Source organism: Haloplanus aerogenes (assembly GCF_003856835.1).
GTDB lineage: Archaea > Halobacteriota > Halobacteria > Halobacteriales > Haloferacaceae > Haloplanus > Haloplanus aerogenes.
Genome location: NZ_CP034145.1, coordinates 2,770,013 through 2,795,017 on the forward strand (window position 1 = coordinate 2,770,013; position 25,005 = coordinate 2,795,017).

General features: G+C 64.7%; 24 protein-coding genes and 1 tRNA gene. 11 read left to right on the top strand and 14 right to left on the bottom strand.

Annotation, left to right across the window (positions count from 1 at the left end; genetic code table 11):
- Nucleotides 1-35: 35 nt before the first annotated feature.
- Entirely contained in the window at nt 36-1,724 is a 1,689-nt protein-coding gene (locus DU502_RS14185; protein WP_121920194.1) for a YcaO-like family protein, read from the top strand.
- 9 nt (nt 1,725-1,733) lie between these two features.
- On the opposite strand, the gene DU502_RS14190 is transcribed toward DU502_RS14185, so the two are convergent.
- Both DU502_RS14190 and DU502_RS14195 read right to left on the bottom strand, forming a co-directional pair.
- The gene (locus DU502_RS14190; RefSeq protein ID WP_121920193.1) at nt 1,734-2,867 is read right to left on the bottom strand and encodes a DUF63 family protein; all 1,134 of its coding nucleotides are present in this window, start codon (nt 2,865-2,867) and stop codon (nt 1,734-1,736) included.
- 55 nt (nt 2,868-2,922) lie between these two features.
- Nucleotides 2,923-3,627, bottom strand: coding sequence for a DUF4013 domain-containing protein (locus tag DU502_RS14195; protein WP_121920192.1), 705 nt, complete (start codon nt 3,625-3,627; stop codon nt 2,923-2,925).
- Nucleotides 3,628-3,926: 299 nt separating this feature from the next.
- Between DU502_RS14195 and DU502_RS14200 the strand changes: the two genes are divergently transcribed.
- The 4 genes from DU502_RS14200 (at nt 3,927) to DU502_RS14215 (ending at nt 6,766) form a co-directional block, all read left to right on the top strand.
- Nucleotides 3,927-5,168, top strand: a complete 1,242-nt coding sequence (locus DU502_RS14200; protein ID WP_121920191.1) for an outer membrane protein assembly factor BamB family protein — start codon at nt 3,927-3,929, stop codon at nt 5,166-5,168.
- A 2-nt stretch (nt 5,169-5,170) separates the two neighbouring features.
- Complete coding sequence (locus tag DU502_RS14205) at nt 5,171-5,809, top strand: hypothetical protein (RefSeq protein ID WP_121920190.1); 639 nt, start codon at nt 5,171-5,173, stop codon at nt 5,807-5,809.
- A 150-nt stretch (nt 5,810-5,959) separates the two neighbouring features.
- A complete protein-coding gene (locus tag DU502_RS14210; protein ID WP_121920189.1) occupies nt 5,960-6,292 on the top strand; it encodes a hypothetical protein in 333 nt (110 codons plus the stop codon).
- Nucleotides 6,293-6,433: 141 nt separating this feature from the next.
- Complete coding sequence (locus DU502_RS14215) at nt 6,434-6,766, top strand: hypothetical protein (protein ID WP_121920188.1); 333 nt, start codon at nt 6,434-6,436, stop codon at nt 6,764-6,766.
- Nucleotides 6,767-7,179: 413 nt separating this feature from the next.
- Here the strand turns inward: DU502_RS14215 and DU502_RS14220 are convergent.
- From DU502_RS14220 to DU502_RS18380, 6 genes are all read right to left on the bottom strand, one after another.
- A tRNA-Val gene (locus DU502_RS14220) sits at nt 7,180-7,254 on the bottom strand.
- Between the two features lie 82 nt (nt 7,255-7,336).
- The gene (locus tag DU502_RS14225; protein ID WP_121920187.1) at nt 7,337-7,603 is read right to left on the bottom strand and encodes a DUF7553 family protein; all 267 of its coding nucleotides are present in this window, start codon (nt 7,601-7,603) and stop codon (nt 7,337-7,339) included.
- 44 nt (nt 7,604-7,647) lie between these two features.
- Nucleotides 7,648-8,559 (bottom strand): DUF7282 domain-containing protein, encoded by a 912-nt coding sequence (locus tag DU502_RS14230; protein ID WP_124897088.1) that lies wholly within the window; start codon nt 8,557-8,559, stop codon nt 7,648-7,650.
- 3 nt (nt 8,560-8,562) lie between these two features.
- The gene (locus DU502_RS14235; protein ID WP_121920185.1) at nt 8,563-9,096 is read right to left on the bottom strand and encodes a cob(I)yrinic acid a,c-diamide adenosyltransferase; all 534 of its coding nucleotides are present in this window, start codon (nt 9,094-9,096) and stop codon (nt 8,563-8,565) included.
- The gene (locus DU502_RS14240; RefSeq protein ID WP_121920184.1) at nt 9,093-9,332 is read right to left on the bottom strand and encodes a glutaredoxin family protein; all 240 of its coding nucleotides are present in this window, start codon (nt 9,330-9,332) and stop codon (nt 9,093-9,095) included. Before DU502_RS14240 ends, DU502_RS14235 begins: the two co-directional genes overlap by 4 nt.
- Before the next feature lie 95 nt (nt 9,333-9,427).
- Nucleotides 9,428-9,577 carry a hypothetical protein gene (locus tag DU502_RS18380; protein ID WP_158601156.1) on the bottom strand — a complete coding sequence of 50 codons (150 nt, stop codon included), beginning with the start codon at nt 9,575-9,577 and terminating at the stop codon, nt 9,428-9,430.
- 278 nt (nt 9,578-9,855) lie between these two features.
- Here DU502_RS18380 and DU502_RS14245 point away from each other — a divergent pair, with 278 nt between their 5' ends.
- From DU502_RS14245 to DU502_RS18385, 5 genes are all read left to right on the top strand, one after another.
- Complete coding sequence (locus DU502_RS14245) at nt 9,856-11,538, top strand: methyl-accepting chemotaxis protein (RefSeq protein WP_121920183.1); 1,683 nt, start codon at nt 9,856-9,858, stop codon at nt 11,536-11,538.
- A gap of 167 nt (nt 11,539-11,705) precedes the next feature.
- Complete coding sequence (locus DU502_RS14250; RefSeq protein ID WP_158601155.1) at nt 11,706-14,711, top strand: PAS domain S-box protein; 3,006 nt, start codon at nt 11,706-11,708, stop codon at nt 14,709-14,711.
- Nucleotides 14,712-14,785: 74 nt separating this feature from the next.
- Nucleotides 14,786-15,523, top strand: a complete 738-nt coding sequence (locus tag DU502_RS14255; RefSeq protein ID WP_121920181.1) for an RAD55 family ATPase — start codon at nt 14,786-14,788, stop codon at nt 15,521-15,523.
- A 22-nt stretch (nt 15,524-15,545) separates the two neighbouring features.
- Entirely contained in the window at nt 15,546-19,163 is a 3,618-nt protein-coding gene (locus DU502_RS14260) for a PAS domain S-box protein (protein WP_121920180.1), read from the top strand.
- A gap of 267 nt (nt 19,164-19,430) precedes the next feature.
- Nucleotides 19,431-19,604 (top strand): DUF7838 family putative zinc beta-ribbon protein, encoded by a 174-nt coding sequence (locus tag DU502_RS18385; RefSeq protein WP_166033688.1) that lies wholly within the window; start codon nt 19,431-19,433, stop codon nt 19,602-19,604.
- Nucleotides 19,605-19,664: 60 nt separating this feature from the next.
- Here DU502_RS18385 and gcvH read toward each other — a convergent pair whose 3' ends face one another.
- Complete coding sequence (gcvH, locus tag DU502_RS14265) at nt 19,665-20,048, bottom strand: glycine cleavage system protein GcvH (protein ID WP_121920179.1); 384 nt, start codon at nt 20,046-20,048, stop codon at nt 19,665-19,667.
- A complete protein-coding gene (gcvT, locus tag DU502_RS14270) occupies nt 20,045-21,139 on the bottom strand; it encodes a glycine cleavage system aminomethyltransferase GcvT (RefSeq protein WP_121920178.1) in 1,095 nt (364 codons plus the stop codon). Before gcvT ends, gcvH begins: the two co-directional genes overlap by 4 nt.
- 149 nt (nt 21,140-21,288) lie before the next feature.
- Between gcvT and DU502_RS14275 the strand changes: the two genes are divergently transcribed.
- A complete protein-coding gene (locus tag DU502_RS14275) occupies nt 21,289-21,930 on the top strand; it encodes a TVP38/TMEM64 family protein (RefSeq protein WP_124897089.1) in 642 nt (213 codons plus the stop codon).
- Here the strand turns inward: DU502_RS14275 and DU502_RS14280 are convergent.
- The 4 genes from DU502_RS14280 to DU502_RS14295 are packed head-to-tail and all read right to left on the bottom strand — an operon-like array spanning nt 21,927 to nt 24,928.
- Nucleotides 21,927-22,910: a lysylphosphatidylglycerol synthase transmembrane domain-containing protein gene (locus DU502_RS14280; protein ID WP_121920176.1), complete on the bottom strand. Its 984-nt coding sequence runs from the start codon at nt 22,908-22,910 to the stop codon at nt 21,927-21,929. The genes DU502_RS14275 and DU502_RS14280 overlap by 4 nt on opposite strands.
- On the bottom strand, nt 22,907-23,545 hold the full coding sequence (locus DU502_RS14285; RefSeq protein ID WP_121920175.1) for a PHP domain-containing protein: 639 nt from the start codon (nt 23,543-23,545) through the stop codon (nt 22,907-22,909). Before DU502_RS14285 ends, DU502_RS14280 begins: the two co-directional genes overlap by 4 nt.
- Complete coding sequence (locus tag DU502_RS14290; RefSeq protein ID WP_199722703.1) at nt 23,542-24,450, bottom strand: UbiA prenyltransferase family protein; 909 nt, start codon at nt 24,448-24,450, stop codon at nt 23,542-23,544. The genes DU502_RS14285 and DU502_RS14290 overlap by 4 nt, the downstream gene beginning before the upstream one ends.
- Before the next feature lie 55 nt (nt 24,451-24,505).
- Nucleotides 24,506-24,928, bottom strand: a complete 423-nt coding sequence (locus tag DU502_RS14295; protein ID WP_121920174.1) for a hypothetical protein — start codon at nt 24,926-24,928, stop codon at nt 24,506-24,508.
- Between the last annotated feature and the right edge of the window lie 77 nt (nt 24,929-25,005).

Here is a 25,005-nt window from a genome sequence, read left to right on the forward strand (position 1 = left end):
GATCACTTTTCCTGCCGGAGCGCGTCGGCCGAGCCATGCAGATCGGTATCGCGGGGAGCGGGCCGGCGGCCGAGTCGGTCCGCGCCGCGCTGGACGACATCGACGCGACGGCGACGGCGACGGCACCAGATGACCTCGGGTCGTACCCCCTCGGCATCGTGATCGCGCCGGCCGGCGCGCCTGCGTTCGAGGCGGCGGACGCCGCGGCAGACCGCTGGCTCGCCGTCGAAATCGGCGGCCTCGGCGGCCACACCTTCGACCTCGACGCCGCGGTGACGATCTTCGACGACGGCGTCGACTACCGCGACCTGCGAGACCGGGTCACCTCGGCAGTCGACGAGGAGAGCGAGGGCGACCCGACCGGCGGTCGGAGCGCCGTCCGTCTCGCGGGCGCTATCGCCGGCCACCGCGCTATCTCCCTCCTGAGCGGCGCGGAACTGGCTGGAACGGTGATCGAAGTGCCCGGCGGCGAGCGACGGGTCCTCCCCGTACCCCGTGCCGAGACACGCGACCGAACGCTCCGACGCACCCATCGCGAGGCCACGCTCGACGACGCCGTCGGGCGCGCGGAGCGAGCGGTCGACGACCGGGTCGGCCTCCTGACGCAGGTCGGGGAACGCGAGTCGTTCCCGGCGCCGTACTACCTCGCAGCCACCGCCGACACGACCGTCTTCAGCGACGTGCGAGCCGCCCCCTTCACTGCCGGCGTCGACGACGACTGGGACCGTGCGTTCATGAAGGCACTCGGGGAGGGGCTGGAGCGGTACTGTGCCGGCGTCTACAGGGAGACGGCGTCCACCGAGGCCGCGCAGTCGGCCGACACGGTAGCCGGGGGGCGAGCCATCTCGCCAGCGGCGTTCGTCGGCGTGGACGACGCGACCGACGACCCGATTTCGTGGGTGCCGGGCGAGGAACTGGCGACCGGCGACGCCGTGTCCCTCCCCGCGGAGTTCGTCCACTACCCGCCGCCCGCCGAGCACCACCGGCCGGCGATCACCACGGGCCTCGGCCTCGGGAACTCGGGCGTCGACGCCCTGCTGTCCGGCCTGTACGAGGTGGTCGAACGCGACGCGACGATGCTCGCGTGGTACTCGACGTACGAACCGCTGGAACTCGCCGTCGACGACGAGGGATTCGATGCGCTCGTGGACCGCGCCCGCGCCGAACGACTCTCCGTGACGCCCCTCCTCCTCACCGCGGACGTGGACGTCCCGGTCGTCGCCGTCGCCGTCCACCGCGAGGAGGAGTGGCCCCGCTTCGCCGTCGGCTCCGGGGCGAACCTCGACGCGGCGGCGGCGGCGCGGTCGGCGCTCGCGGAGGCACTCCAGAACTGGATGGAACTGCGGGCGATGGGGCCGGAGCAGTCGAAGGCGGAAGACGGCGCCATCGGACACTACGCCGACTTCCCGGACGCGGCAGCGTCGTTCATCGATGCCGACGGTACCGTGCCGGCGGCCGGCGTCGGCCCCGATCCGGTCCCGACGGGCGAGGCAGAACTCGAGGCCCTGATCGACCGGGTGCGTGACGCCGGGCTCGCTCCCTACGCCGCCCGGATCACGACGCCGGACGTGGCCGCGCTCGGGTTCGAGGCGGTGCGCGTCCTGCTTCCGACCGCACAGCCGCTGTTCGTCGACGAGCCCTACTTCGGCGAGCGTGCGGAGACGGTCCCACTGGAACTGGGCTACGAGCCCCGACTGGATCGACCGTTCCACCCCTTCCCGTAGCCGTCACCGCTAGACGCCGATCGTCGCCCGCAACATGTCGCGGGTGCCGGGGCCCAGTCCCACCGCGAGGATGGCGATCATGAGCAGGATGGCGTACTGCGGGCTCTCCTCGAAGATTTGCTCGTCGAACAGCCAGACGACGAGCGTCGCGGCGACGAGTTTCACGACGAGGAATGGCCAGGTGTCGCCGGTCAGAGCGAGGACTGACTGGGGGAGCGTCGATGCGGTAATCTCGACGATGGCACGGTTGACCGGGTGTTTGGGAACGAGATTCGGGCCGGCGCCGAGCGCGACCATCCAGTCGAGGCCGACGACGTTGGCGACGCCGTCGACGGCGTGCCCCCAGATGACGACGAAGCCGAGACGACCGGTGCCGGCGTTGATCCCCGGTGCGTACTGTTCGATCAGCACCCACGTGCCGGCGGCGGACGCCGTCGCGCCGACGAGGATGACGACCAGCACCTGCGGGTAGAAGGTGCCGGGGCCGTCCGGCGCGATGGCGCTCCAGAGGAGAAAGAGGAGCGTGACGACGAGGACCAGCGTCCCGCCCGCGGCGAGCGGCCGCGTGTAGCGGTCGATGACGCCCTGGCGGGCGAGGGAGACGCTCGCCAGGAGGACGAGGAGGGTGATCGCGAAGACGGTGAAGTAGATGACCGGGCTGATGATGAGCGTGTTCAGCGGGTAGCCGATCAGCGGATCGGCGGCCGCGTCGGTCACGTCCTCGACGACTCGGAGCGCCCCGCCGAAGAAGACGAACGGCAGGAGCGAGAAGAAGAGGTCGCGGTCGGAGCCGATGCCGAGGCGCCGGAGCAGGAAGACGAGACCGGAGAGGGCGACCAGCAGGATGACGACGTAGCCCACCTCCGAGACGAGCGTGTAGCCGGGATACGCGACCGGCTCCGCGGCCGCCGAACACGCCGCGGCGTCGTAGAGATAGCGAGTGGTACCGCCTTGCCGGACGGCGCAGACGGCGGCGTTGGCGTCCGCCTGCACCGGGCCCCAGAAGAAGTGCCAGACGAACCCGTCGTAGACGGTGCGTGGGAACAGGAGCGATCCGCCGATCAGGGCGACGAGGAGGGCGAGAACCGATCCAGCCCAGAGTCGCGCCGGATCGACGTCGAGACGTTCCGCGACCGTGGCCATACTCCTACGCCGACGGCGCCGCGTTTCAGGGTTGTGGTTGTGGGCGATCAGCGGGTCAGGCGATAGCCGGATCGGGCTCGGTGTCCGTCCCACCGAGTCCCGTCGCGTCGCCGAAGCCCTTGCCCCAGACCCAGCCAGCCGCAACCTGCCCGTAGAACGTGACGAACACGCCGGCAATCGCGCCGACGATGGGGACGACCCCGAGGATGCTCGCGACGACCACCGCGCCGATCAGGATGCCGACGCCGTAGAGCCACGGAATCGCGTAGTCGCCGTCGACCGCGACGGACCGGATCACGTCGAAATCGAAGGCGGAGCCGAACGTGCCCTCGTGGGCGTAGTTGGCGAGACCGATCAGGGTGACGTAGCCGAAGATCAGCGCGAGCAACGTCGAGAGGGCCAGCCCCCCGAACAGACCGACGATACCGACGCCTGCGCCGGCTTCCGTCCCCGACGCCATCGCCGCGATCGACCCGCCGACGGTCACCGCCATGACGATCAGGGGGATCAACTGGTAGATGAGCACGACGACGAAGGCGATCACGCCCTCTTTCAACAGGGTTCCCCAGTCGTCGAAGACGGGCGGTTCCTCCGCGCCGTCCATCCCCGCACGCAGGACGCGCAGGACGTATCCGTACACCAGAAACGCCGGGACGATGAGGATGGACAGCAGGGTCAATCCTCCGCCGATGAGGATGGTCCTGATCCAGTCGTCCGAGTTCATCGGGTACTTGACGACCCAGCCGAGATCTATCGTCATACCGACGTATCCACACGTCGAAAGGTAAGTCTTTACCCGACGGCGGGGTCGTCGCTACGGCTTGACGGGAGTGTCCGTCTCCGACAGCGCCGCGGCCAGACCGGTCGTCGTCAGGATGCCCAAGCCGTTGCCGTCGGCGTCGGTCACCGGGACGGTGTCGGCCGCCACCCGGATGGTGTCCGTCGACGTGAGGACTGGCCAGCGTATCTGTCACACGTTGTCGTTGCTCATGGACGAGGGCGGGATACGACTCCGAAAAACCGAGACACATTTCAAGGAAGTATCACAACACGAGACTGATGCCCTCCATCACTCGCAGGACGTTTCTCGGGACGCTCGCGGCCAGTGCGTCCGTCGGCGTCGCCGGCTGTTCGTCGTCGTGTCCGGACAGTGACGCGCCGGAGCCGTCGGTCGTCGTCGGGACTGGCGAGGCCGGATCGGGATTCGAGACGCTCCCGGGCGGCGCGTGGCCGTCACCCCGCTTCGACGCCGGCAACACGGGCCACCCCCCGTCGCGTCGGCCGCCGACCGATCCGTCGCTCCGCTGGCGCACCACGCTCCCCGCCCCGCGGGTCGACGACGCCCGCGCGGACGCGAGTGCGCCGACCGTCGCCGACGGACAGGTGTATCTCACTACCGGGGCCGGCGCGTTCGCGCTCGCCCTCCGGGACGGCGCGGAACGCTGGCACGTGGACGACCTCACGCCGGCGACGACGGATCACTACGGGAACGAACTCGTTCCCCCGGTCGTCGACGACGGTCGGGTGTATGTGGCGACCGGCGCGGGCGTCGTCGCCCTGCACGCCGACGACGGGACGACGGCGTGGCGGAACACGGACGCCGCCGCGGCGGGCGTGCCGACCGTGAGTGGGGACACGCTGTTCGTCCCGACGGCGGATGGCCTGATCGGCCTCGCGACCGACGACGGAAGTCGGCGCTGGGCGGTCGACGGCGTGAACACGTCCCTCCCCGCCGTGGCGGACGGCACGGTCGTCGTGGGCGGCGAGGAGACGGTCGCGCTGGACGCCGCGACCGGCGACCGCCGCTGGTCGGCGCCGGTCCGGCCCGAAGCCCACCCCGTCGTCGCCGACGGCACCGTCTACCTCGGGACGTACGAGGGACTCGTCGGCCTCCGCCTCGACGACGGGAGCGAACGGTGGCGTGTCGACCGTGGCTCGGGGCGGACCTTCTCCGCGCCGGTCGTCACGCCGGAAACCATCTACGCCGTCGAGCGCCCCGGCGAAGCGCCGGACGCGACGTTCGCACTCGACCGCGGCGGCGACGGCCCCCCGGACCCGCGGTGGTGCTCGTACGTCGGTGACGGCGCCGTCGCGGCCGCCGCCGGCGGACACGCGTTCGCCCTCCAGTCCGGATCGAGCGACCAGCGACCGCCACCGCAGCTGGTCGCGTTCACGGCACGCTTCGGCGAGGCGACGTGGGGGTACGCCACCGCGGAACGGCCGCTACCACCGGCGCTCCTCGATGGCGCCCTCGTGAGCGTGACCGACCGCGGCACCGCCGTCGCCTTCGGAGGTGCGTAACCGTGTGGACACCATCCGACCGCGTCGTCGGCGCCGTGACGGCACTCGGCGGCCTCCTCGCCATCGTCGCGACCGTTCCCACGCGCTGGTACGGGCCGCGACCGACGGACTCCTACGTCTTCGATCCCCCCCGATTCAGCGCGCTGTGGGTGGAGCGCACGGTCGTCCCCGTCCTCGCGGTGGCCGCGGCGCTCCTGATTCTGACGGGGCTGCTCTGGGTGTTCCGGCGCGACCGGGCGCGGATGGCCCGCTGGCAACGCTGGTTCGCCGTCGTCTGCGTGATCGGCGCGGCCGTCGGCACGCTGTCGACGATGCTCTTTGCGTCGGTCGGGGGACGAGCGCTCGCCGACCCGACCGCGGCGCTGAACGCGCTCCTCGGCGTGGGACTCGCGCTCCTCGCACTGCTCCTCCTGTTCCCCGGCCTGCTGGCGTGGGGCGCAGGCTACTTGCGTTCGGGACGCCAGCGACTCGGCGCGGCGCTCGTCGGCGGCCCCGTCGTCGCCGTCGCCGTCGTGGCCGCGAGCATCGCGCTCGATTTCGGTGCCGACTCGGTCGGTGCCCTGCCGGTCGTGGTGCCGGTCGGCGTGGCGGTGGTGGTCGTCGGGTACGATCTGTGGGCGCGAGAGGACGCGGGCGTGTGAGCGGACAGTGACGCCTGCGCGACGGGTGCCGCCGATCAACATCCACGGAGGAAATCCGGAGACGCCGTCACCACTGGCCGAGGTGGCCGAGTGCGCCTGCCGATCCACTTAGGCTCGCCGTTTAACGGATTCTGGCGCGTACGGCCAGCCGTGTTAGTTCACCTCCACCAATACAGCGAGACCGACGCCAACGATGTCGTGCGGTCGGGAACGGACGTCGACCCGGAGACGGACAAGCAGTCGTACTTCAACGCCGACGACCTCGAACTCGACGAGTGGGAGCGTGTAGAGCGGGACGACGACGTGATCCTCCGTCGGATGCTCACGTACGAGGACGTCACGGCCGTGTCCGCACCTCAGGAGGGCGACTCGCCCGGCGACCCCGACCTCCCGGGGCAGACGCTCCAGTTGCGGATGGCCGACAGTGAAACCGGCTACATCGAGAACTCGACGCTCGTTGAAGCGCAGGATCGGGACGTCTGACGGATCGGCGGACACCGACGCGGCTCTCGTGTCGTTCGATCGTTCCTCGTCCTGCCGAACGAAGCGCGGCGGGAACGCCTGCCTGCTCCGGCGTTGAATGAGCGCCCACAGGGTTATACTCGCTCGCACACATTTTGATCCATGCCCGACACGAAGGAGGGACGGGAGCGCCAGGCGCAGCGAGCGGAGCAACGACAGCACGAGTGGGATATCCGCGAGGCCCGCGAACGTGGCGACGAACCCGAACCGCCGGCCGAGGACATCCCGCCGACGTGTCACCGGCGTGGCTGTAACGAACCGGCTGCGTTCCGCGTCCTCGAACGATACCAAGAGGAGACCGGTCACGGGGCGGTCGAGGCCGTGGCCAACCTCTGTGAGACCCACACTGCCGAGGAAGCCCCAACGCGTCTCGAACACGCCTACGAGGACTACGTGTTCCGCGTCGATCCCATCCAGTTGCCCGACTCGGAGTGAGCGGCCGAAAAGCGAATGGGATGGGGCAGATTCGAACCGCGAGGACTTCGCTTCGCTCGTCCTCTGGGCTCGAATCGCGCCGTCGTCGGTTCGACGACACGGACCGCTCGCTACGCTCACGGTTGCGGTGTCGTCAGAAATGGGTTGGGGCGGATTCGAACGCTGGCGGACTCCCTTCGGTCGTCCGCTGCTCCGTCTAACTAACCAAGAACGAGTGGGTTGGGGCAGATTCGAACCTCGCCGAGACGTGCTCGCTCACTTCGTTCGCTGCGCGCGCCTCGTCTGGTTCGGAATCGTGCCGTCGCCATTCTCGTGGCACGGACTCCTCGCTGGCTCACGGCTCCGCCGTTCGCCACACCGAGACACTCACTTCGTTCGCGTCTCGCTTCGCTCGTCGCGTTGTGGCACGAGAATGGGTTGGGGCAGATTCGAACTGCCGACCTGCTCCGTGTGAAGGAGCCGTCATAACCGGACTAGACCACCAACCCGGCAGTACGAGGGTACTGGCGAGGTGGACTTAAGGGTTGTCTTATAGCGCGTCACGGAGGCCGCGATGTGCCGACCGCGGGCTCACTCGGCCGACTCGCCGCTACGGTACCGCCGGATGCGCTCTCGCGCGTCCGAGATGGCGGTTTTCGTCTCACCCTCCGCCCGGGCCTCCAGTTCCTTCAGTTCGTCCTGCAGTTTCTCCAGTCGCGACGGTTCGGGCTCTTCCTCCTTCCCTGTCAGTTCGCGGAAGCGCTCCTCGAGGGGACCGAGTTCCTCCATAACGCCTTCCTTCGCGTGTTCGCCGGCTCGTCCGATGTAGTACAGCGCATCCTCGAAGTGCTTGTTCATATATGACCAAACGGGGACGACAAATATAGCTCTTGTGGGCGGGGTCACCGGATTCGACGGCGGGCGAACCCCCAGCCTACGGCCAGCGAGAGTGTCGTCGCGACGACGCCGAACCCCGGACCGGACGCGCCGGTGGTTGGAGAACGGGTCGGCGAGGGGCGCGTCGGCGAGCGTGTCGGAGGCGTTGGCGACGGCGACGGGGTTGCCGTCGGTTCGGGCGTCGCCGTCGGGGTAGCTGTCACCGTCGGCGTCGGCAGACGGAGCGCCACGGCGACAGTCTCGCCGTCCACGGTGTAGGCGCCGAGACGCCGGTCGGGCGTGCCGACGACGGCGACGGCAGTGAACGACGACGTGCCGGTATCGACGGGGACGCTGACGCCGGTGTGAGAGCCCGGCGAGAGATACGACGAGACGCCGACGACGGTCCCGCCGTCGCGGAGTTCGACGTAGCCGCCGTCGGGAAGCGTGGCGTCGACGACGACGGCGGTCCGCGACACGGGCCGCACCGTCAGCGTCGCGCGTTTCTCCGTCACTACCTCGAACGACTGGTAGTCGGTGTCGCCGTCGGCGCGTGCCCGGAGCGTGTAGGTGCCGGGGGTCGCGTCGGCGGGGACCGACAGCCGGGCCGTCCAGACGCCGTCGTACGCCCACGTCTCGACGACTGCGAAGCCGAAGCGGTCGGCGTCGGGCCCCTCGACCACGTCCACGTCGATGGCGGTGCGGTCCGGCCGGCGGTTGGTCGTCCCGCGAACGAGTAGCGTCGACCCCGCCTCGATAGTGCGGACGCCGGTGAGCGCCGAGCGGTTGTCGGGCACCACGTCGACGATACGGACGCTCCGGAGCAGATCGGACGCGTCGTCGGTAGCGAGGAGGGCACCCGAGGCCGCCACGCTGGACGCGGCTGCCGGACCGACCACCAGCGACAGCACGAGGCCGAGGACGGCGACGCGGTGCATCCCTCAGTACGTGGGTCGATCCTCGTGCACGCCCTCACGCTCGTTGACGAGGCGGGCGAAGGTAAAGAGGGCGTCCGAGAGGCGGTTGAGGTAGGCGATGGCCTCGGCGTTGACGGGATCGGTGCCGGCGAGGTCGACGGCCCGGCGCTCGGCTCGACGGACGACCGTCCGAGCGTGGTGGAGAGCGGCACCGGCCTCACACCCCGTCGGGAGGACGAACGACTCCAGGGGCGCCAGTTCTTCGTCCGCCGCGTCGATCCACTCCTCCAACTGTTCGGTGTGTTCCTCGCGGACGACGGGGTCGTCCTCGTCGGGATTGGGGTTGGCGAAGTCCGCCTGCACGACGTGGAGGTGGTTCTGGACGCGTTCGAGATACTCGTCCACGTCGGCGTGGCCCGTCGGGCGGATGGTCCCGATGAGCGCGTTGGCCTCGTCGACGGTGCCGTAGGCCTCGATCCGGGGACTGGTCTTCGAGACGCGGGACATGTCCCGCAGGTCGGTCATGCCCTCGTCGCCCCGGCCGGTGTAGATCTTCATGCGAGCGTCCGGTCGACGTACTGCAGGATGTTGGTGCTCTCGGGCATCGTGACGCCGTGGTCGTCGTCGACGAGAACGGGTACGGCGCGCTGGCCGCTGACGCGTTTCACCTCGTTGCGCTGCGAGTGGAGCGCCTCGACCCAGATGGTCTCGTAGTCGATGTCGTGGTCCTGGAGCGCGTCGTGAACCTTCTCACAGTGTGGACAGCCGTCGAGCGCGTAGAGTGTGATCGACATACTCCACGTTGGGTTGCGGACGGCAAGTAGCTTGGCCCGCCCGTCGGAAGGGTCGCGACCCAATCGGTAGCGCCGAAAACGAGCGTTCGTCCCGTTCAGTCCAGATTCGAAATCGCTTCGTCGATATCGAACTCCAGCGTGGTTTCGGACCCCTCCTCGCTTCGGTCGACTTTCTCCTGGTCCTCGTCGATCTCGACTTCCGGCCCTTCCTCCTCGGTGAACTCCGTGTTGACTCCCCACGGCATGCTATCGGTCCTCGGCCAGCACGTCCCGCGTTCTCGATTTCGCGATCCGATGGTCCATTCGACCTTCGTACCGGACGTGCCGATATAGGTGTTGGGTTCTTGCAGGCGTGTCTGGAACGGGACGCGAATCTATAACACGGAGGCGAAAGCAGGGTGATATAAGAATCCATCGGCCCGGCGAGGATTCTGAGTCAAAATAGCGTTCGAAGGGGTGCTTTAGAATCAAATTTGAGAATGTAACCGGAAAATTTTTGAGAAAGAGAGATAGCTACCGGGGCATGAATTTACTGTCGAGTATCGTCGGGACGGTGTCCCAGGAGGCGAGTACCGTCGAAACGGCTGCCGATCGAGACGACGGCGAGACGCCGGATGTATCGATCGAGTCAGAGACGGACACGGGCCTCGGGTTCGGCGCGAACTTCCACACGATTCTGAACCACCTCAACACTCCCATCTTCATTCTCGACGCGGACGGCGATCTCGTCGTATGGAATCGGGCGCTCGAAGAGCTGACCCAGGAGTCCGAAGCGGGAGCGAAAGAACTCACCCGGGAACACGGCGTTACCGGTCCAGCCTTCTACCCCGACGGGCGACGGTCGAAAACGCTCGCCGACAAGGTCGTCGACGCGCCCGAACGGACCCACGAAGAGTACGACGTGCCGCGGATCACGGACGTCGACTACACACTCTACGGCGACGAGAGCGTGATGACCGACGCCAACGGCAACGAGCGCCACATCGAGTTCACCGCCGCGCCCCTCTACGACGAAGACGACGAGTTCGTCGGGGTGGTCGAGATGATCCAGGACCGGACGGAGGACGCGCTCAAACAGCAGGAACTCGAGAGGCTCGTCGACGAACTGCAGTCGACGATGTACGCGATCGAGAACGGGAATCTCGGCGCCCGTGCCACGCTCGGGGACGTAGAACACATCGACACGGAACTCCTCGAGGTCACGGAGAGCCTCAACGATATGGCGATCAAGTTGGAGGGGATGATCGACGAGGTCATCGACATCGCGGATACGGTGTCGGAAACGAGTGAGGATCTGAGTAGCACCAGCGAGGAGGTGACCAGTTCGATCAAAGAGATCGAGACGTCCAGTGGGGAGATCGTCGACGGGGCAGACAACCTCGCCGAACAGGTCGAGGAAGCGGATACGAGTATCTCGAACCTCTCGGCGTCGATCGAGGAGATCACGGCGACGGCAAACGAGGTCAACGGGCAGTCGGAACAAGCGGCGGAACTGGCGACCGACGGCGTCGACGAGGCAACCGACGCGATCGAGCAGATCCAGAACGCCGTCGAAGCCGCCAACGAGATCGAGGACGACATCGACACCCTGGAACAGCAGATGGACGAGATCGGTGAGATCACGGATCTGATCTCGGACATCACCGACGAGACGAACCTGCTCGCACTGAACGCGAACATCGAGGCGGCTCGGTCCGCAAACGGGAGCGACGGGTTCGGCGTCGTCGCGAACGAGATCAAGTCGCTCGCGGAGGAATCGCAGGAGGCCACGGAGGAAATCGAGAACATCATCGAAGAGACACAGGAGCAGACGGCGGACGTGACGGACCAGATCGACGCCGCGACGGCGGAGATCACGGGAGGGGCGAACGCCGTCGAAGAGCTGGTCACGGTCTTCGAGGAGATCGACGACGCGGTCTCTGACGCCAGTAATGGGGTTGCAGAGATCGCCGAAGCTGTCGAATCGCAGGCGGACGAAGCCGACCAGGTGAGTCACGTCGTGAAAGAGACGTCGACGATGTCCCAGCAGATTGCGGGGTCGATCCAGCAGATTTCGACGGGGGTCGAACAGCAGTCGACGGCGATGTCCGAGACCGCGGAGATGGCCCAGGAGTTGAGCCACTCCAGTCGCCAGCTCCACGAGCAGGTCGCCCGGTTCGACACCGAGCAGGGGCAGACCGAACGGAACGCCGCATCGACCAGTTAGCGGGTCCGCCCCCGATCCGACGACGAGATACTGGCCCGTCGGTCGACAGGGTACGTGGAGGACGAGGCCCGCGAACAGTGGTATGCGGTGTGTCGTTCAGTCGACGTGGTGATCGGTCAGTGGGGAAGATACTATGGGCATAAACATCTACTTGTATGAGAACAGCCATGGGACGCTCTTACGGTAGCACATCTCTCTCAAGACCACTAGCTGAGGAACCAATTTCGGTCCTTCACGTCGATGATGAACCCGATTTCGCCGAGACGGCCGCTGATTTCTTTGAACAGAGGCAAGCCAGAATCGACATCACTGCGGTAGGCAGTGCTACTGAGGGGCTTGAGTACCTCTCGGAGGCGGACGTCGATTGTATCGTCAGCGATTACCGGATGGCTGGGATGGACGGCCTCGAATTTCTGGAGGCTGTGCGCGAGGAGTATCCCGATCTGCCGTATATTCTACTCACCGGCAAGGGGAACGAGGACGTCGCCAGCGCCGCCATCTCGAAAGGCGTTACCGAGTACCTCCAAAAGAAGCCCGGCGCGGACCAGTTTTCCGTCTTAGCCAATCGCATCGAAAACGTGGTCGATCAGACGCGGGCAGAACGTCGCCTCGAAGAGAGCCAACGACGCTTCCAGACGCTACTGGACAACGTTCCGGGCATCGTCTATCGCGGTCACAACGACCGGGGCTGGCCGATGCGCTTTCTCAGCGACGACTGCGTCGAACTGACCGGATACGAGCCGTCGGCACTGGTCGACGGCGACGTTAGTTACGGTCGGGACATCATACACGAAGACGACCGCGACCGAGTCTGGGAAGTCGTCCAAGACGCTCTTTCGTCCCACGACCCCTTCCGCATCGAATATCGTATCCGGACTGCCGACGGCACGGAGAAGTGGGTCAGGGAGCAGGGACAGGGCGTCTTCGAAGACGGCGACGTCGTGGCTCTCGAAGGCTTCATCACGGACGTAACGGCTCGAAAGCAGTCGCAGAGACAACGCGAGTTCCAGTCTTCGTTGTTGGAAGCAAAGATGGAGGCCACTATCGATGGGCTACTCGTCATCGACGAGGATCGAACCGTCGCCTCCTACAACGACCAGTTCGTCGAGATGTGGGAGGTTCCGGATGAAGTAATCGAGACGAAATCGGACGAAGCGCTGCTGGACTGGGCCGTCGATAACAAGCTTGCAGAACCCGAGGATTTCCTGACGCTGGTCGAAGACCTCTACGACCACCCCGACAGAACGAGTCGTGACGAAGTCCGACTCACGGACGGTCGCGTCTTCGACCGGTATTCGGCCCCGGTCGTCGGCGACGACGGGACCAACTACGGTCGCCTCTGGGTGTTTCGGGACATCACCGAGCGCACGGAATACGAGCGGGAACTCGAACGGCAAGAATTCCTGTTCAGCCGAGTGCAGGAGATCGCGTCCATCGGCATCTGGGAGTACGATCCACAGTCGGGTGAGCTGATCTGGTCCGACGGCATTCGTCGCATTCACGGCGTCGACGACGACTACGAACCGACGTTAGCGGAGGGGATCGACTTCTATCACCCCGACGACCGTGACGAAATCGAAGCCACCGTCACCCGCGCAATCGAGGAGTGCGAGGGGTTCAATCGCGAACTGCGTATCGTCCGGCCGGACGGAGACGTCCGAAACGTTCGGACGTGGGGAGAAGTCAGCACGGACGAACACGGCGCGACGGAGGTCATTCGGGGGGTGTTTCAGGACATCACCGACCGCAAGGAGCGCGAAGAGCAACTCCAGACCTACGAGTACGTGTTCGAATCCGCCCTCAGCGCCCTCGCTATCGCGGGCCTCGATGGCGAATTGCGGTCGGTCAACGCCGCCTTCTGTGAGATGTGGGGATACGAGGACTGCGAGGATCTCCTGAGCCAGTCAGTCACCGACTTCTGGACGGAGCCCGAGGCGGCGGCGAACGTCGTCGACGCGATTCGAGAGACGGGCCGTTGGGAGGGTGGACTCCAAGGGGTTCGCGAGGACGGAACCACGTTCGACACCTACTGTTCCGCGAGTACGGTGACCGACGACGACGGCGACCCGATTGCGCTGATGTCGTCGTTCGTCGACGTCACCGAGCGCAACCGACACGAGCAGAAACTCGCCGAGGAGCGCGAGAAATACGCGACGCTGGTCGAACAGAGCCACGATGGGATCGCGATCATCCAAGACGGAGCGTTCGTCTTCGTCAACTCCCGACTGTCGGACATCGTCGGCTACGAAGAATCCGACCTCCTCGGGATGCCTATCATCGACCTGATCACGCCGAAGAGCCGAGAACTGGTCCAGAAGCGCCACGAGCAACGGCTGGACCCGGGCGCCGACGACCCACCCTCGCAGTACACCCTGACGTTCGAGACGGCTGATGGACGCGAAAGAGTCGGGGAGGTCAGTGCCGCCGTGATTCAGTACGAGGGTGCGCCGGCGGTGTTGACGTCGGTTCGGGACGTGACCGAACGACAGCAATACGAAGACGAGTTGGAGCGGGTCAACGAGGAACTGGAAGTGTTGAATCGGGTCGTTCGCCACGACATCCGCAACGACATGACGGTCATCCTCGGCTGGGCCGAAATGCTCGGAGAGCACGTCGACGACGACGGAAAGGAGCGTCTCGAAACGATTCTCACGGGCGGCAAACACGTCGTCGAACTCACGGAAATCGCTCGCGACTACGTCGAGACGCTAACGGGTGACGGCGCGGTCGACGTCAAACCCGTGCAATTGGATCCGATGCTCAGGAACGAGATCATGCTCCGTCGAGAGGCGTACCCCGACGCGGATATCGTCGTCGAAGAGCCGATTCCGGATGTCGGCGTGCAAGCGAACGAGATGCTGTCCTCCGTGTTCCGGAACCTGCTGAACAACGCTGTCCAACACAACGACAAGGACAGGCCGGTCGTCGAGGTAACTATCCGCGAGAGAGCGGACGAGGTCGAAGTGACGGTCGCGGACAACGGGCCGGGAGTGCCCGAATCCCAACGCGAGACGATATTCGGGAAGGGCGAGATGGGCCTCGATAGCGGTGGAACGGGCATCGGGCTCTACCTCGTCCACACGCTGGTCAAGCAGTACGGCGGCGACGTTCGGGTCGAAGACAACGACCCAGAGGGTGCGGCCTTTACCGTAACGCTCCCGAGAGCGGGGTGACGAATCGTCTTCGCCAGTGACCGCTCCGACAGGCTCCCCGAATCTATATTATAAATCGAGTGCACTTTTTCGGCATGTCTTTCGATACCACCCCACAAAAAATCGAATCCGGAACGTCCGGACTCGACGACGTGCTACACGGGGGACTCCTCTCGGGCCACACAGCGATCGTCACTGGTGGACCGAGGACGGGAAAGACTATCTTGGCCCTCCAATTTCTCGCGGCCGCCGATGGTGACGCGCTGTATATCGGCTTCGAAGAGCGCGAACGAGAACTGCGACGGAACGCAGAACACCTCGGGATCGATCTGTCTGATGTCTCGATATTGGATCTAAGCGCGAAGGGAGACCACTTCTTCTCCGAAGAGGCGTACACCCTCTTCTCCAGCGAGGAGGTCGAAGGTGAAAAGTTGCTCAAACAAATCGCCTCGGCAATCGAGAACTACGACGTTGATCGTCTCGTCGTCGACCCGCTCTCGGAACTCCGCTCGCTGCTCCCCGACGACTTCCAGTTCCGTCGCAACATCTCCTCGCTGTTCAACACGCTCAACGACCGGGACATCACGGGCGAGTTCAGATCGACGAACTACCAGACCAGCTATCTGGCAGACAACCTCATCTTCCTGCAGTATCTAGAAGTCGACGGCGACATCGAGAAGGCAATCGGCGTGCTGAAAAAGCGCTTCGGCGGGTTCGAACAGTCGTTACGCGAGCTGTGGATCGACACCGGTGGACTCCATGTCGGCGAGCGACTGAGCGGCTACCGTGGGATCCTCACCGGAACCCCGGAACCGACCACCGAGGATCGGTAGCCCGGCCGGAGCAGAGATCCCAATGAACGAGGTTATCGGACGTGGTGCGACGCGAATAGCCCTTCGGGTGAGTCGCGACCGTAATCGACGCCTGCTTGCCGACCTCCTCGCGGATCACGACGTCGTCGATATCACCGATACCGTCCCGGGAGGGACCGATCTCTGCATCGTCGATGATCGAGGGTTGACTCGGATAGCGACAGCGCTCACCGACTGGAAGCACGACCAACAGCCGACCTACGCGCCGGTACTTCTCCTGTCCGAGTCGAGCAGAACGAATCCATGGAAACGGTACGGCGGTCGGTTAGGTGAGCAAATCGACGCCATCCAGCCGATCCCGGCCCCGAAAATGGCGATTCGCACACGCGTCGAGTCGTTGCTGGAGACACGACGGTACTCCGAAGAGTTGGCGAGTGAACGTCAGTTGGTCGAGCAAATCTTCGACACGAGTCCGATAGCCAAGGTCGTCCTCGACGCCGACGGCAATATCGTGCGAGCGAACCAGCGCGCCGAGGACGTACTCGGACTGAGGAGATCGGAGCTCTCCGAGCGATCGTACGATTCCCCGGAGTGGCGGATCATCGACGAGAACGGCGACCCGATCCCGAGCGACGATCTCCCCTTCTCTCGGGTCATGAGGTCGGGCGAACCGGTCTACGGCTACGAACATGGGATCGAGCGTCTCGACGGGGACCGAGCGTGGCTCTCGATCAATATGGGACCGATCCTCGACGAGAACGGTGAGATCGACTATCTCGTGAGTTCCATCGAGGACGTCACCGAGCGCAAGCGACTCGAACGTGAACTACGGGAGTCCGATGAACTCCACCGGGCCACGCTGAGCAACATCATGGATACGGTGTTCATCACCGACGACGCGGGCCGGTTCACGTACATCTGCCCGAACGTCCACTTCATCTTCGGGTACACGGCCGACGAGGTTCGAGAGATGGGAACAGTAGAGGCATTGCTTGGGGAAGATCCCGCACCAGATGGGGTTGCCGACGGGGAGACGGCCGAAAATATCGATTGGCAAGTCACCGACTCCGAAGGGGAAGAACACATTTTGCTGGTCACGGTGACCTCGGTCTCGATTCAAGACGGGTCGAGACTCTACAGCGCCCGTGACGTCACGGACCTCGTCGAATCCGAGCGTCGGCTCGAACTCGAGCGAGAGCGCCTCGAAACCGTCGTCTCGAATGCCCCACTCATCCTCTCCGCCGTCGACAGCGACGGGACGATCACGCTCAGCAAAGGGAAACAGCTCGAACAGATCGGCCTCGAACCCGGAGAACTGGTAGGAAAGTCAGTGGAGGACGCGTTCGGCGACGTGCCGGAGATTCTCGACAACGTCGAGCGGGCACTCGACGGCGAGGAATTCTGGACGGAAACGCGCATCGGAGACCGGTATCTTCAGGCGTGGCATCAGCCCGTGTTCGAGGACGGCGACGTGGCTCACGTAATCGTCGTCGCGCAGGACATCACGGATCGCAAACGCCAAGAGGAACGGTTCCAGGCGTTCGTCGAGGGGTCCTCGGACATCATCACCGTCCTCGGCAGTGGGGGGGTCGTCGAGTACGTGAGTCCCTCCGTCGAGCGCATTCTCGGATACGACCCCGACGAACTGGTCGGTGAGAACGCGTTCGACATAATCCATCCGGAGGACCGCGACGACCTCGTCGCGGGCTTTGCAGAACTTTCCAGGGAGGACGGGGAGACGTTTACCAAGCGGTATCGAACGAGACACGCGGACGGGTCGTGGCGGTGGACGGAATCTCGAACGACCAAGCGACCGGACATGGCCCAGGGGAGATACGTCGTCAACACGCGCGACGTCACCGAGCAGGTAGATGTCGAACGAAAGCTCCGTAGGACCGAGCAGAGTCGCTCGCTCGCACTCAAAGTCTCCCAGGCCGGTGTCTGGGAGTGGAACCTGGAAACCGACGAGGTGATATGGAACGAGGCGATGGAGGCGCTGTTCGGAATCAACCCGGACACGTTCGAGGGGACCTACGAAGCATTTGCCGACCGCCTCCACCCCGAGGACCTCCCCGACGTCGAAGCGGCCATCGAACAGTCCATCGAACAGGACGAGCCGTTCCACACGTCGTTTCGAATCGTCCGGGACGACGGTGTCGAACGCTGGGTCGAGGCACGAGGAAAAGTCGTCTCCGATGGGGCCGGGGCCCCGGAACGAATGTTGGGCGTTAACGTCGATATCACCGAGCGAAAAGAGCGAGAACGCGAGCTCGAACAGTACGAGACAATCGTCGAGACGGCGGCCGACCCGATCTACGTACTCGACGACGATGGCCAAGTTACGCTGGTGAACGAAGCGTTCACAGCGGCGGTTGGTCTCGCGAAATCTGAGATCACGGGGGAGAAGGTCACGACGTTACTGGACCGGGACGACGTCGAGGCAAGCCTCGTACGCGTTGAGGAACTGAGTGAAGGCGCCGGGAGTCACGAGACGCTCGAAGTGTCCGTTTCGACACCGGAAGGGCAACGGCAGTACGAGGTCAATATCACACCCATCACCGGTGCTGAAGACGGCGTATCGGGGACGGTAGGCGTCGCACGCGAGGTCACCGACCTCAGGGAACACGAGCGTCAGCTTCGGCGGACACAACGGGCAATCGAAGCCTCCGGCCACGCCATCTACATCACGGATCCCGATGGAGTAATCGAGTACGTCAACCCGGCCTTCGAAGAGATCACGGGCTATGCGCGAGAGGAGGTGATTGGGAACACGCCGCAGCTCTTGAGTTCGGGAGAGCTTCCGGAGACCCACTATGCGGAGCTCTGGGCGACGATCAAATCGGGCGACATCTGGGACGAGGAGATCGTCAACGAGCGAAAGGACGGCGGGCAGTATCACGCCGCTCAGACGATCGCGCCGATCATGGACGAAAACAGCCGAATCGAGGGGTTCGTCGCCATCCAGACGGACATCACCGATCACAAGGATCGCCTCCAGCAGTTGCGGGTCATGGATCGCGTGCTCCGGCACAATCTGCACAACGACATGAACGTCATCCGGGGGTTCGCCGAGATAGTTCGACAGGAGGCCGAAGACCCAGTGTCGAACTATGGAAAACAGATCGTCGAACACAGTGACCACCTCCTGAACCTCACTGACAAACAGCGGAAGATCACCGAGGTTCTCTCGTCGGAGCCACATCGCGAGTCGGTCGATGCGGTGTCCACAGTCCAACGGACCGTCGAGATGATCTCGAAAAACTATCCGGACGCACGCATCGATCTCGACCTTCCGGAAGAGGCGACCGTGTCGGCAACTGATGGCCTCGGACAGGCCATCGAAGAGTTGGTGAGCAACGCGATCACGCACACCGATCGGGAAGTCCCCGACGTAGCGATTCAGGTCACGAACGACGTTGAGACCGTCCAGATTCGGATCGCGGATACCGGTCCCGGTATTCCGGAGATGGATCGCCGGGTCGTGCTGGGTAAACACGAGGTCGAGCAACTCTATCACGGGACTGGATTAGGACTCTGGCTCGTCTCGTGGATCATCCGACGCTCCAACGGAAGTCTGTGGTTCGAGGAAAACGAGCCACGCGGGTCGGTGGTCGTGATCACGCTTCGAAAACCGACCGACGCAACGAATGGATTGTCCTAGCCCGGTTGTGACTAACGCGCGGTGCGAACAGCCGATGAGCAAGCGCTCGCAGTGGTGACGAATCGGCGTTCAGATCGGCCGCGCTCGGCCTGTCAGGCGACGGACGGGCGTGATCGACTCCGAGAGATGCTCCGAACTCCCGCTAGACGGTGATCCATCTGCACTGCAGTCTCGACTGTCGCGGGATAATTCATATCGCGACATGCGATTTATGCGCCGTTTTCGGGAACCAGTATCTTCAATTGGACCGGCGGCCGAAAGACAGCTATGAGCCTCGAGATGGAACACGACTGCCCGGAGTGCTCGAACGACACCTTCTGGCGGACTGCGAGCACGACGCTCCACCTGGGCGAGAAGACGAAGTGGACGTGTACCGACTGCGACTACGGGCTGGTTCGTGTCGACGGCATCGACAGCTCCGACAACTACGGCGCCTTCTGAGACCGTCGGCCGAACTGATTCGGGAGTAGGGGTGCTATATCGACGAACAGCCGACAGCCGTCACTCGATCTGCTCGCGGTACTCGTCGGCCGAGAGCAGGTCGTCGAACTCGCTCTCCGAACTCGGTTCGATTTCGATCATCCAGCCCTCGCCGTAGGGGTCCTCGTTGACCAGTTCGGGTGCGTCGAACAGATCCTCGTTGACGGCGAGGACGGTCCCCGAGACGGGCGAAACGAGGTCGGAGACGGCCTTGATGCTTTCGACGACGCCGAACTCGCCCTCTTTCGTCACGTCGTCGCCCTCGGCCGGGAGTTCGACGAACACCACGTCGCCCAACTCGTCCTGTGCGAAGTCGGTGATGCCGATCCGAACGCTGTCGCCGTCGGTGGTCGTCCATTCGTGCGATTCCAGATACCGTCGATCCGTGGGTACGTCGAAGCTCATTTGTCGATGAAGGGGGGAGTTACTACGTTCGCCTGTTTCGGTTCGCCCCGGACCAGCACCCGAACGCGGGTGCCCGGAGGTGCCTGTTCGGTCGAGAGGTAGCCGAGACCGATGGGTTCGCCGAGCGTGGGACTCATCGTCCCGCTCGTGAGATGGCCGAGATGCTCGCCGTCGGCGTCGACCACCTCGTAGCCGTGGCGGGGCACGCCCCGTTGCTGGAGGACGACACCCCTGAACCGCTCGTCGACGCCCTCGCTCTCGACGCGTTCGAGGGCGTCACGCCCCACGAACTCCGTGTCGAGGTCGACCGTCCACCCGACGCCCGCCTCGTAGGGGGTACGGGGTTCGTCCTCGGGATCGAAGTCCTGCCCGGAGAGGAGAAAGCCCATCTCCAGCCGCAAGGTGTCGCGAGCGCCGAGGCCACAGGGCTGGCAGTCGAACGCCGACCACACCGTCTCGGCCTCGTCCCACGGGACGAGGAACTCGAAGCCGTCCTCGCCGGTGTACCCCGTCCGCGACGTGAAACACCGCACGCCGGCCACGTCGAGGAACGCCGCGTCGAAGCGGGCGATATCGCGACTCGCGCCATCGGTCGCCGCCGCGGCGAGATCGGGCGCATCGGGACCCTGCAGCGCCAGCATGGCCCACTCCTCCGTGGCGTTGTGGACCGTCGCGTCGAGATCCCACTCGTCGCGATACTCGATCCAGCGCGTGTACATTTCGGTGTCGTGCCCCGCGTTCGGGATGAACAGGTACTGCGGGACACCGTCGGCATCGGCGAGCCGAAACACCACCGTGTCATCGAGGATGATCCCCTCGTCGTCGGTGATACACGCGTACTGGGTATCGCCCGGATCGAGTTCGGCCACGTCGTTGGTGGTCAGTCGCCCCATCAACTCCGCCGCGTCGGGGCCTGATACCCGAATCTCGCCCATATGCGAGACGTCGAAGAGGCCGGCCGACTCCCGAACGGCCGCGTGTTCGGTCCGGATCGAGTCGAACTCGACCGGCATCTCCCAGCCGCCGAACTCGGTGAACGAGGCATCCCGGTCGGCGTGGATCGCGTGTAAGGGTGGCTTCCGTAGGCCCATATCCGTATCTCGACGCCTCGTGACCTAATGGTTTTGTCCGTCGCTGAACGGATAGTTATTGGATAAACCGTATACTGCAATACAGAATCGAGGGTGCGCGTCCCAACCGAAAAGCGAAAGTCCAGCCCTGCTCGTACGTGCCCGTCTGGATGGTATCCACCCGACGACTTCGACTGCTGTCCCTGTGTCTCGGTCTCGGTGCGCTCGCCGTACTCGGGTGGCAGTATTCGGTGGCCGACCTGCTCGCCTACATTCGGGGCGAGAATCGGTGGGTCGTCGTGTTCGGCCTCGGTGTCTTGTATCTCGTGCGCCCACTGCTGCTGTGGCCGCTCAGCGTGTTCTCCGTGTTCATCGGCTACGTGTTCGGCTTTCCCGTCGGCGTCCCGCTGGTGCTTGGAGGGACGCTGCTCACCTGCCTCCCGCCGTTCCTCGTCGCGACGCACTTCGGCCACGAATTCGGTCGACTCGCAACCCACGGTTCGGCGCTGGTCGAGACGACCGGCGAACTCCGGGGAATGGTCGCCGCACGCCTCTCGCCTGCCCCTGCCGACGCGGTGTCGTACGGGGCCGGCATCGCCGGCGTGCCGCTCCGGAGCTTCGCGCTCGGCACACTCGTCGGTGAACTGCCGTGGGCGCTGTTTTACGTGCTTCTCGGTCGCTCCCTTCGCACCTTCTCGGCGGCAGGGATCGAACAGATCGACCTCCGTCTGCTCCTCCTCGCCGCGCTCGTCTCCGTCCTCCTCGTCGCACGGCCGCTCTACGAATACCTCCGGGACCGACTCCGATTCTAACCGTCGACAGGCGTGGAGTTGCGTCGATTGCGGAGGAACCGGTAGAGGACGAACACCGCCGTTCCAAGAAGGGCACCGAACCAGAGCGTGCCGACGCGGATGACGAGCGTGGAACTGACGGCGACCGTCCGCGAGTAGCCGAGGACGACGAGCAACCCGACCATCGTCGCTTCGGCGGCGGCCAGGCCGCCGGGAAGCAGGCTCGCAGCGCCGACCACGGAGCCGAGGCCGAACACGAACAGCGCGAGGAGGAGCGAAGAATCGACGACGAACCCGTTCAGGACGATCCACAGCGCGACCCCTTCGAGCCCCCACGCGACGACGCTGATGCCCATCGAGACGACGAGCGGTCGGAGCCGGAAGAGCGTGTACGTATTGTCGTAGAACTCCCGTACGTCGTCGGCGTATCCGCCGATCACCGGAATCGTCTCGAGGCCGTCGAGCAGTCGCAGACAGAGGGTGCGCCACTGGATGAGCATCAGCCCGCCGAAAAACAGTGCCGCGACGACTACCAGCGTCGTCGACGACTGCTGATAGACGACGAGACCGAGGCCGGCGAACGCCATCAGCGCGAGCAGGTCGGTGACACGCTCCGCGCCGACGACCGACGCCGTTCGATTCACGGCGACATCGTGGAGGTCCCGGAGGAACCACGCCTTCCAGACTTCGCCGGCCTTGCCCGGGGTGACGACCATCATGAGGCCGCTCACGAACACCAACAGACTCGATCTGAGGGGCACGTCGATGCCGAGTTCGTGCAGGTAGAACTCCCACTTCAAAAATCGGACGCCGTAACTGACGGCGACGAGTCCGAACACGGCGCCGATTCGCCACCACTCGAGGAGCGTGAGCGCATCGACCACCGCATCGGCGTCCCCAAAGAGGAAGAGACCGAAGAACACGACGACGGTCAACAGCGCTGTGACCCAGAGACCGTGTGTTCGAACCGCGCGTCGCACACGGGGGAGAACGCCGCTCATCGCTGCAGGAGAGCGAGGGCGTCGTTGAGTTTCGTGGCGACGTGCCCCGACAGGTACCCTCCACGGCCGCCAGTCTCGGTCGTGCCTGCGAGAATCGCGTCGAGAACGGGCCCCCCACACTCCGTGTAGGCGCGCCCGATCTCCATCGGGAAGTGGGCGTCGCTGCCGCCTGTGATCGCGAGGTCGTGTTCGGCTGCGAACGAGCGGGCCGCCCGGTTGTAGCGCGAAAAGACGCACCGCGAGTTCGTCACTTCGACACCGTCGACCGCGGCGGCAATCCGATCGAGATCCTCGGCGTAGTATTCACGGAGCCTGTCGAAGGGGTGTGAGAGGACGGCCACGCCACCCTGCTCGTGAACGTGATCGACGACCGTGAGTGGATCCGCTTTCGGCGGCACCTCGTCGACACCGAGGGCGAGCAGGTGCCCCTGCGAAGTCGTCACCTCGACCCCCGGAACGACGGTGAGGGAGTCGGGTGCGAGCCTCGCCACCGCGGCGTAGCCGTCGAGCGTGTCGTGATCGGTGATGGCGATACCGTCCAGACCGGCGGCGACCGCGGCGTCGACGATCCCGGAAGGCGTCGCGCGCGAACACGGCGACGCGTCGGTGTGGACTTGCAAATCGAAGCGGCTCATCGAATCACCTGCACGACGAGAGCCGGGACGTTGTACAGCACACCGGCGGCGGTGAGTCCCCACAAAAAGAGATTCAGGATCGACGGGCGGTCGGTCAGCAGATACTCGGGTCGGCCGGCGATGTCGGTCGTGTAGACGAGGTGGTGGTACCGAAAGGCGCCGAAGAAGGCGAACGGGAGCGTCAGCATCATCGTATGACTGGTTCGTGAGAAGGAGTACAGCGAGTACGCCATTAACAGCGTTGCCATCGTCATCACGAGGAGTTGATCGAGGTTTCCCTCCGAATACGCGTCGAGCACCACCCGAGTGTCACGGGGATCGGTGGCGAGTTCCAGTTCGCTCCGGCGCTTGCCGAGGGCGAGCACCAGCGCGAGGAGGAAGGTGCTGACGATCAACCACGGACTCAAGAACACGCCGATGGCGACGACACCGGCGACTGCGCGGAGCACGAACCCGATGGCGACGACGAGAATATCGACGAAGACGACGTGTTTGAGATAGAGCGAGTAGAGCGCATTCTGGGCGAGATAGACGCCCAAGACGGCGAGAAACAGGGGGCCAAGACTGTAGGCAGCGACGAGACCCGCGACGACGAGTGAGCCGCCGAAAGCGACGGCAATCGGGACGGATACCTGTCCGCTGGCGATGGGGCGGTGTCGTTTCTCCGGGTGGTTTCGATCCTCCTCCAGGTCGCTAACGTCGTTGAAGATGTAGGCCGCGCCGGCTATCGCGGTGAACGCCGCCACGCCGACGAGGAGTTCGATCCACGCGCCGAGATTCAAGAGGTTCTTCGAGAAGACGATTCCCAGAACCATCACGCCCTGTTTGTACCACTGCCACGGACGGAGTGCCCGGCACAATCCAGTGACCGTGGCGACTGGATTGGTCGCGGAAAGTTCCGTCATTCGGTTGTTCGGATTTCCGACAGCGGATATATAAATATTCGGTCACGGCGTCAGGTTAATCCGCTCCGGCGAGATACTGGTCACGGGTTCGGCCATCGGAGTATAGATCCGCAAGGACGTGCGTGTACACCGACGCGAGCGTACAGATCGCCCAGTAGCGGCTCACGGGGTAGAGGAAGGCAACGAGTGCGCCGCCGAGGAGGAGGTGACTCAGAAGCCGCTGATCGCGCCAGACATCGCCGTGGTCGAATATCGACGCCTGATCGGCGAAGATCCGTGACGGGTCGCGGAGACACCGCCGGAGGCTGGTCCAGTCGCCACGGTTCAGGCGAGCGATTACGAAGTGATCGAAGTCGATTCCGACGCCGAGGGCGACGAAGTACACCCACAGGAGGATCCGAGAGTGCTGGGCGGGGGCAGCGGCGGCGACGGGGATGCCGAGGACGGCGGCGAGGAGTGCGTGGTTTCGAGAGTACATCGTAGATCAGTCTCGACTAGCGGTGACAGCGGGAGATGGAGAGAGGAACAATAAAGACACTGCGTTAGTCAGTCCGA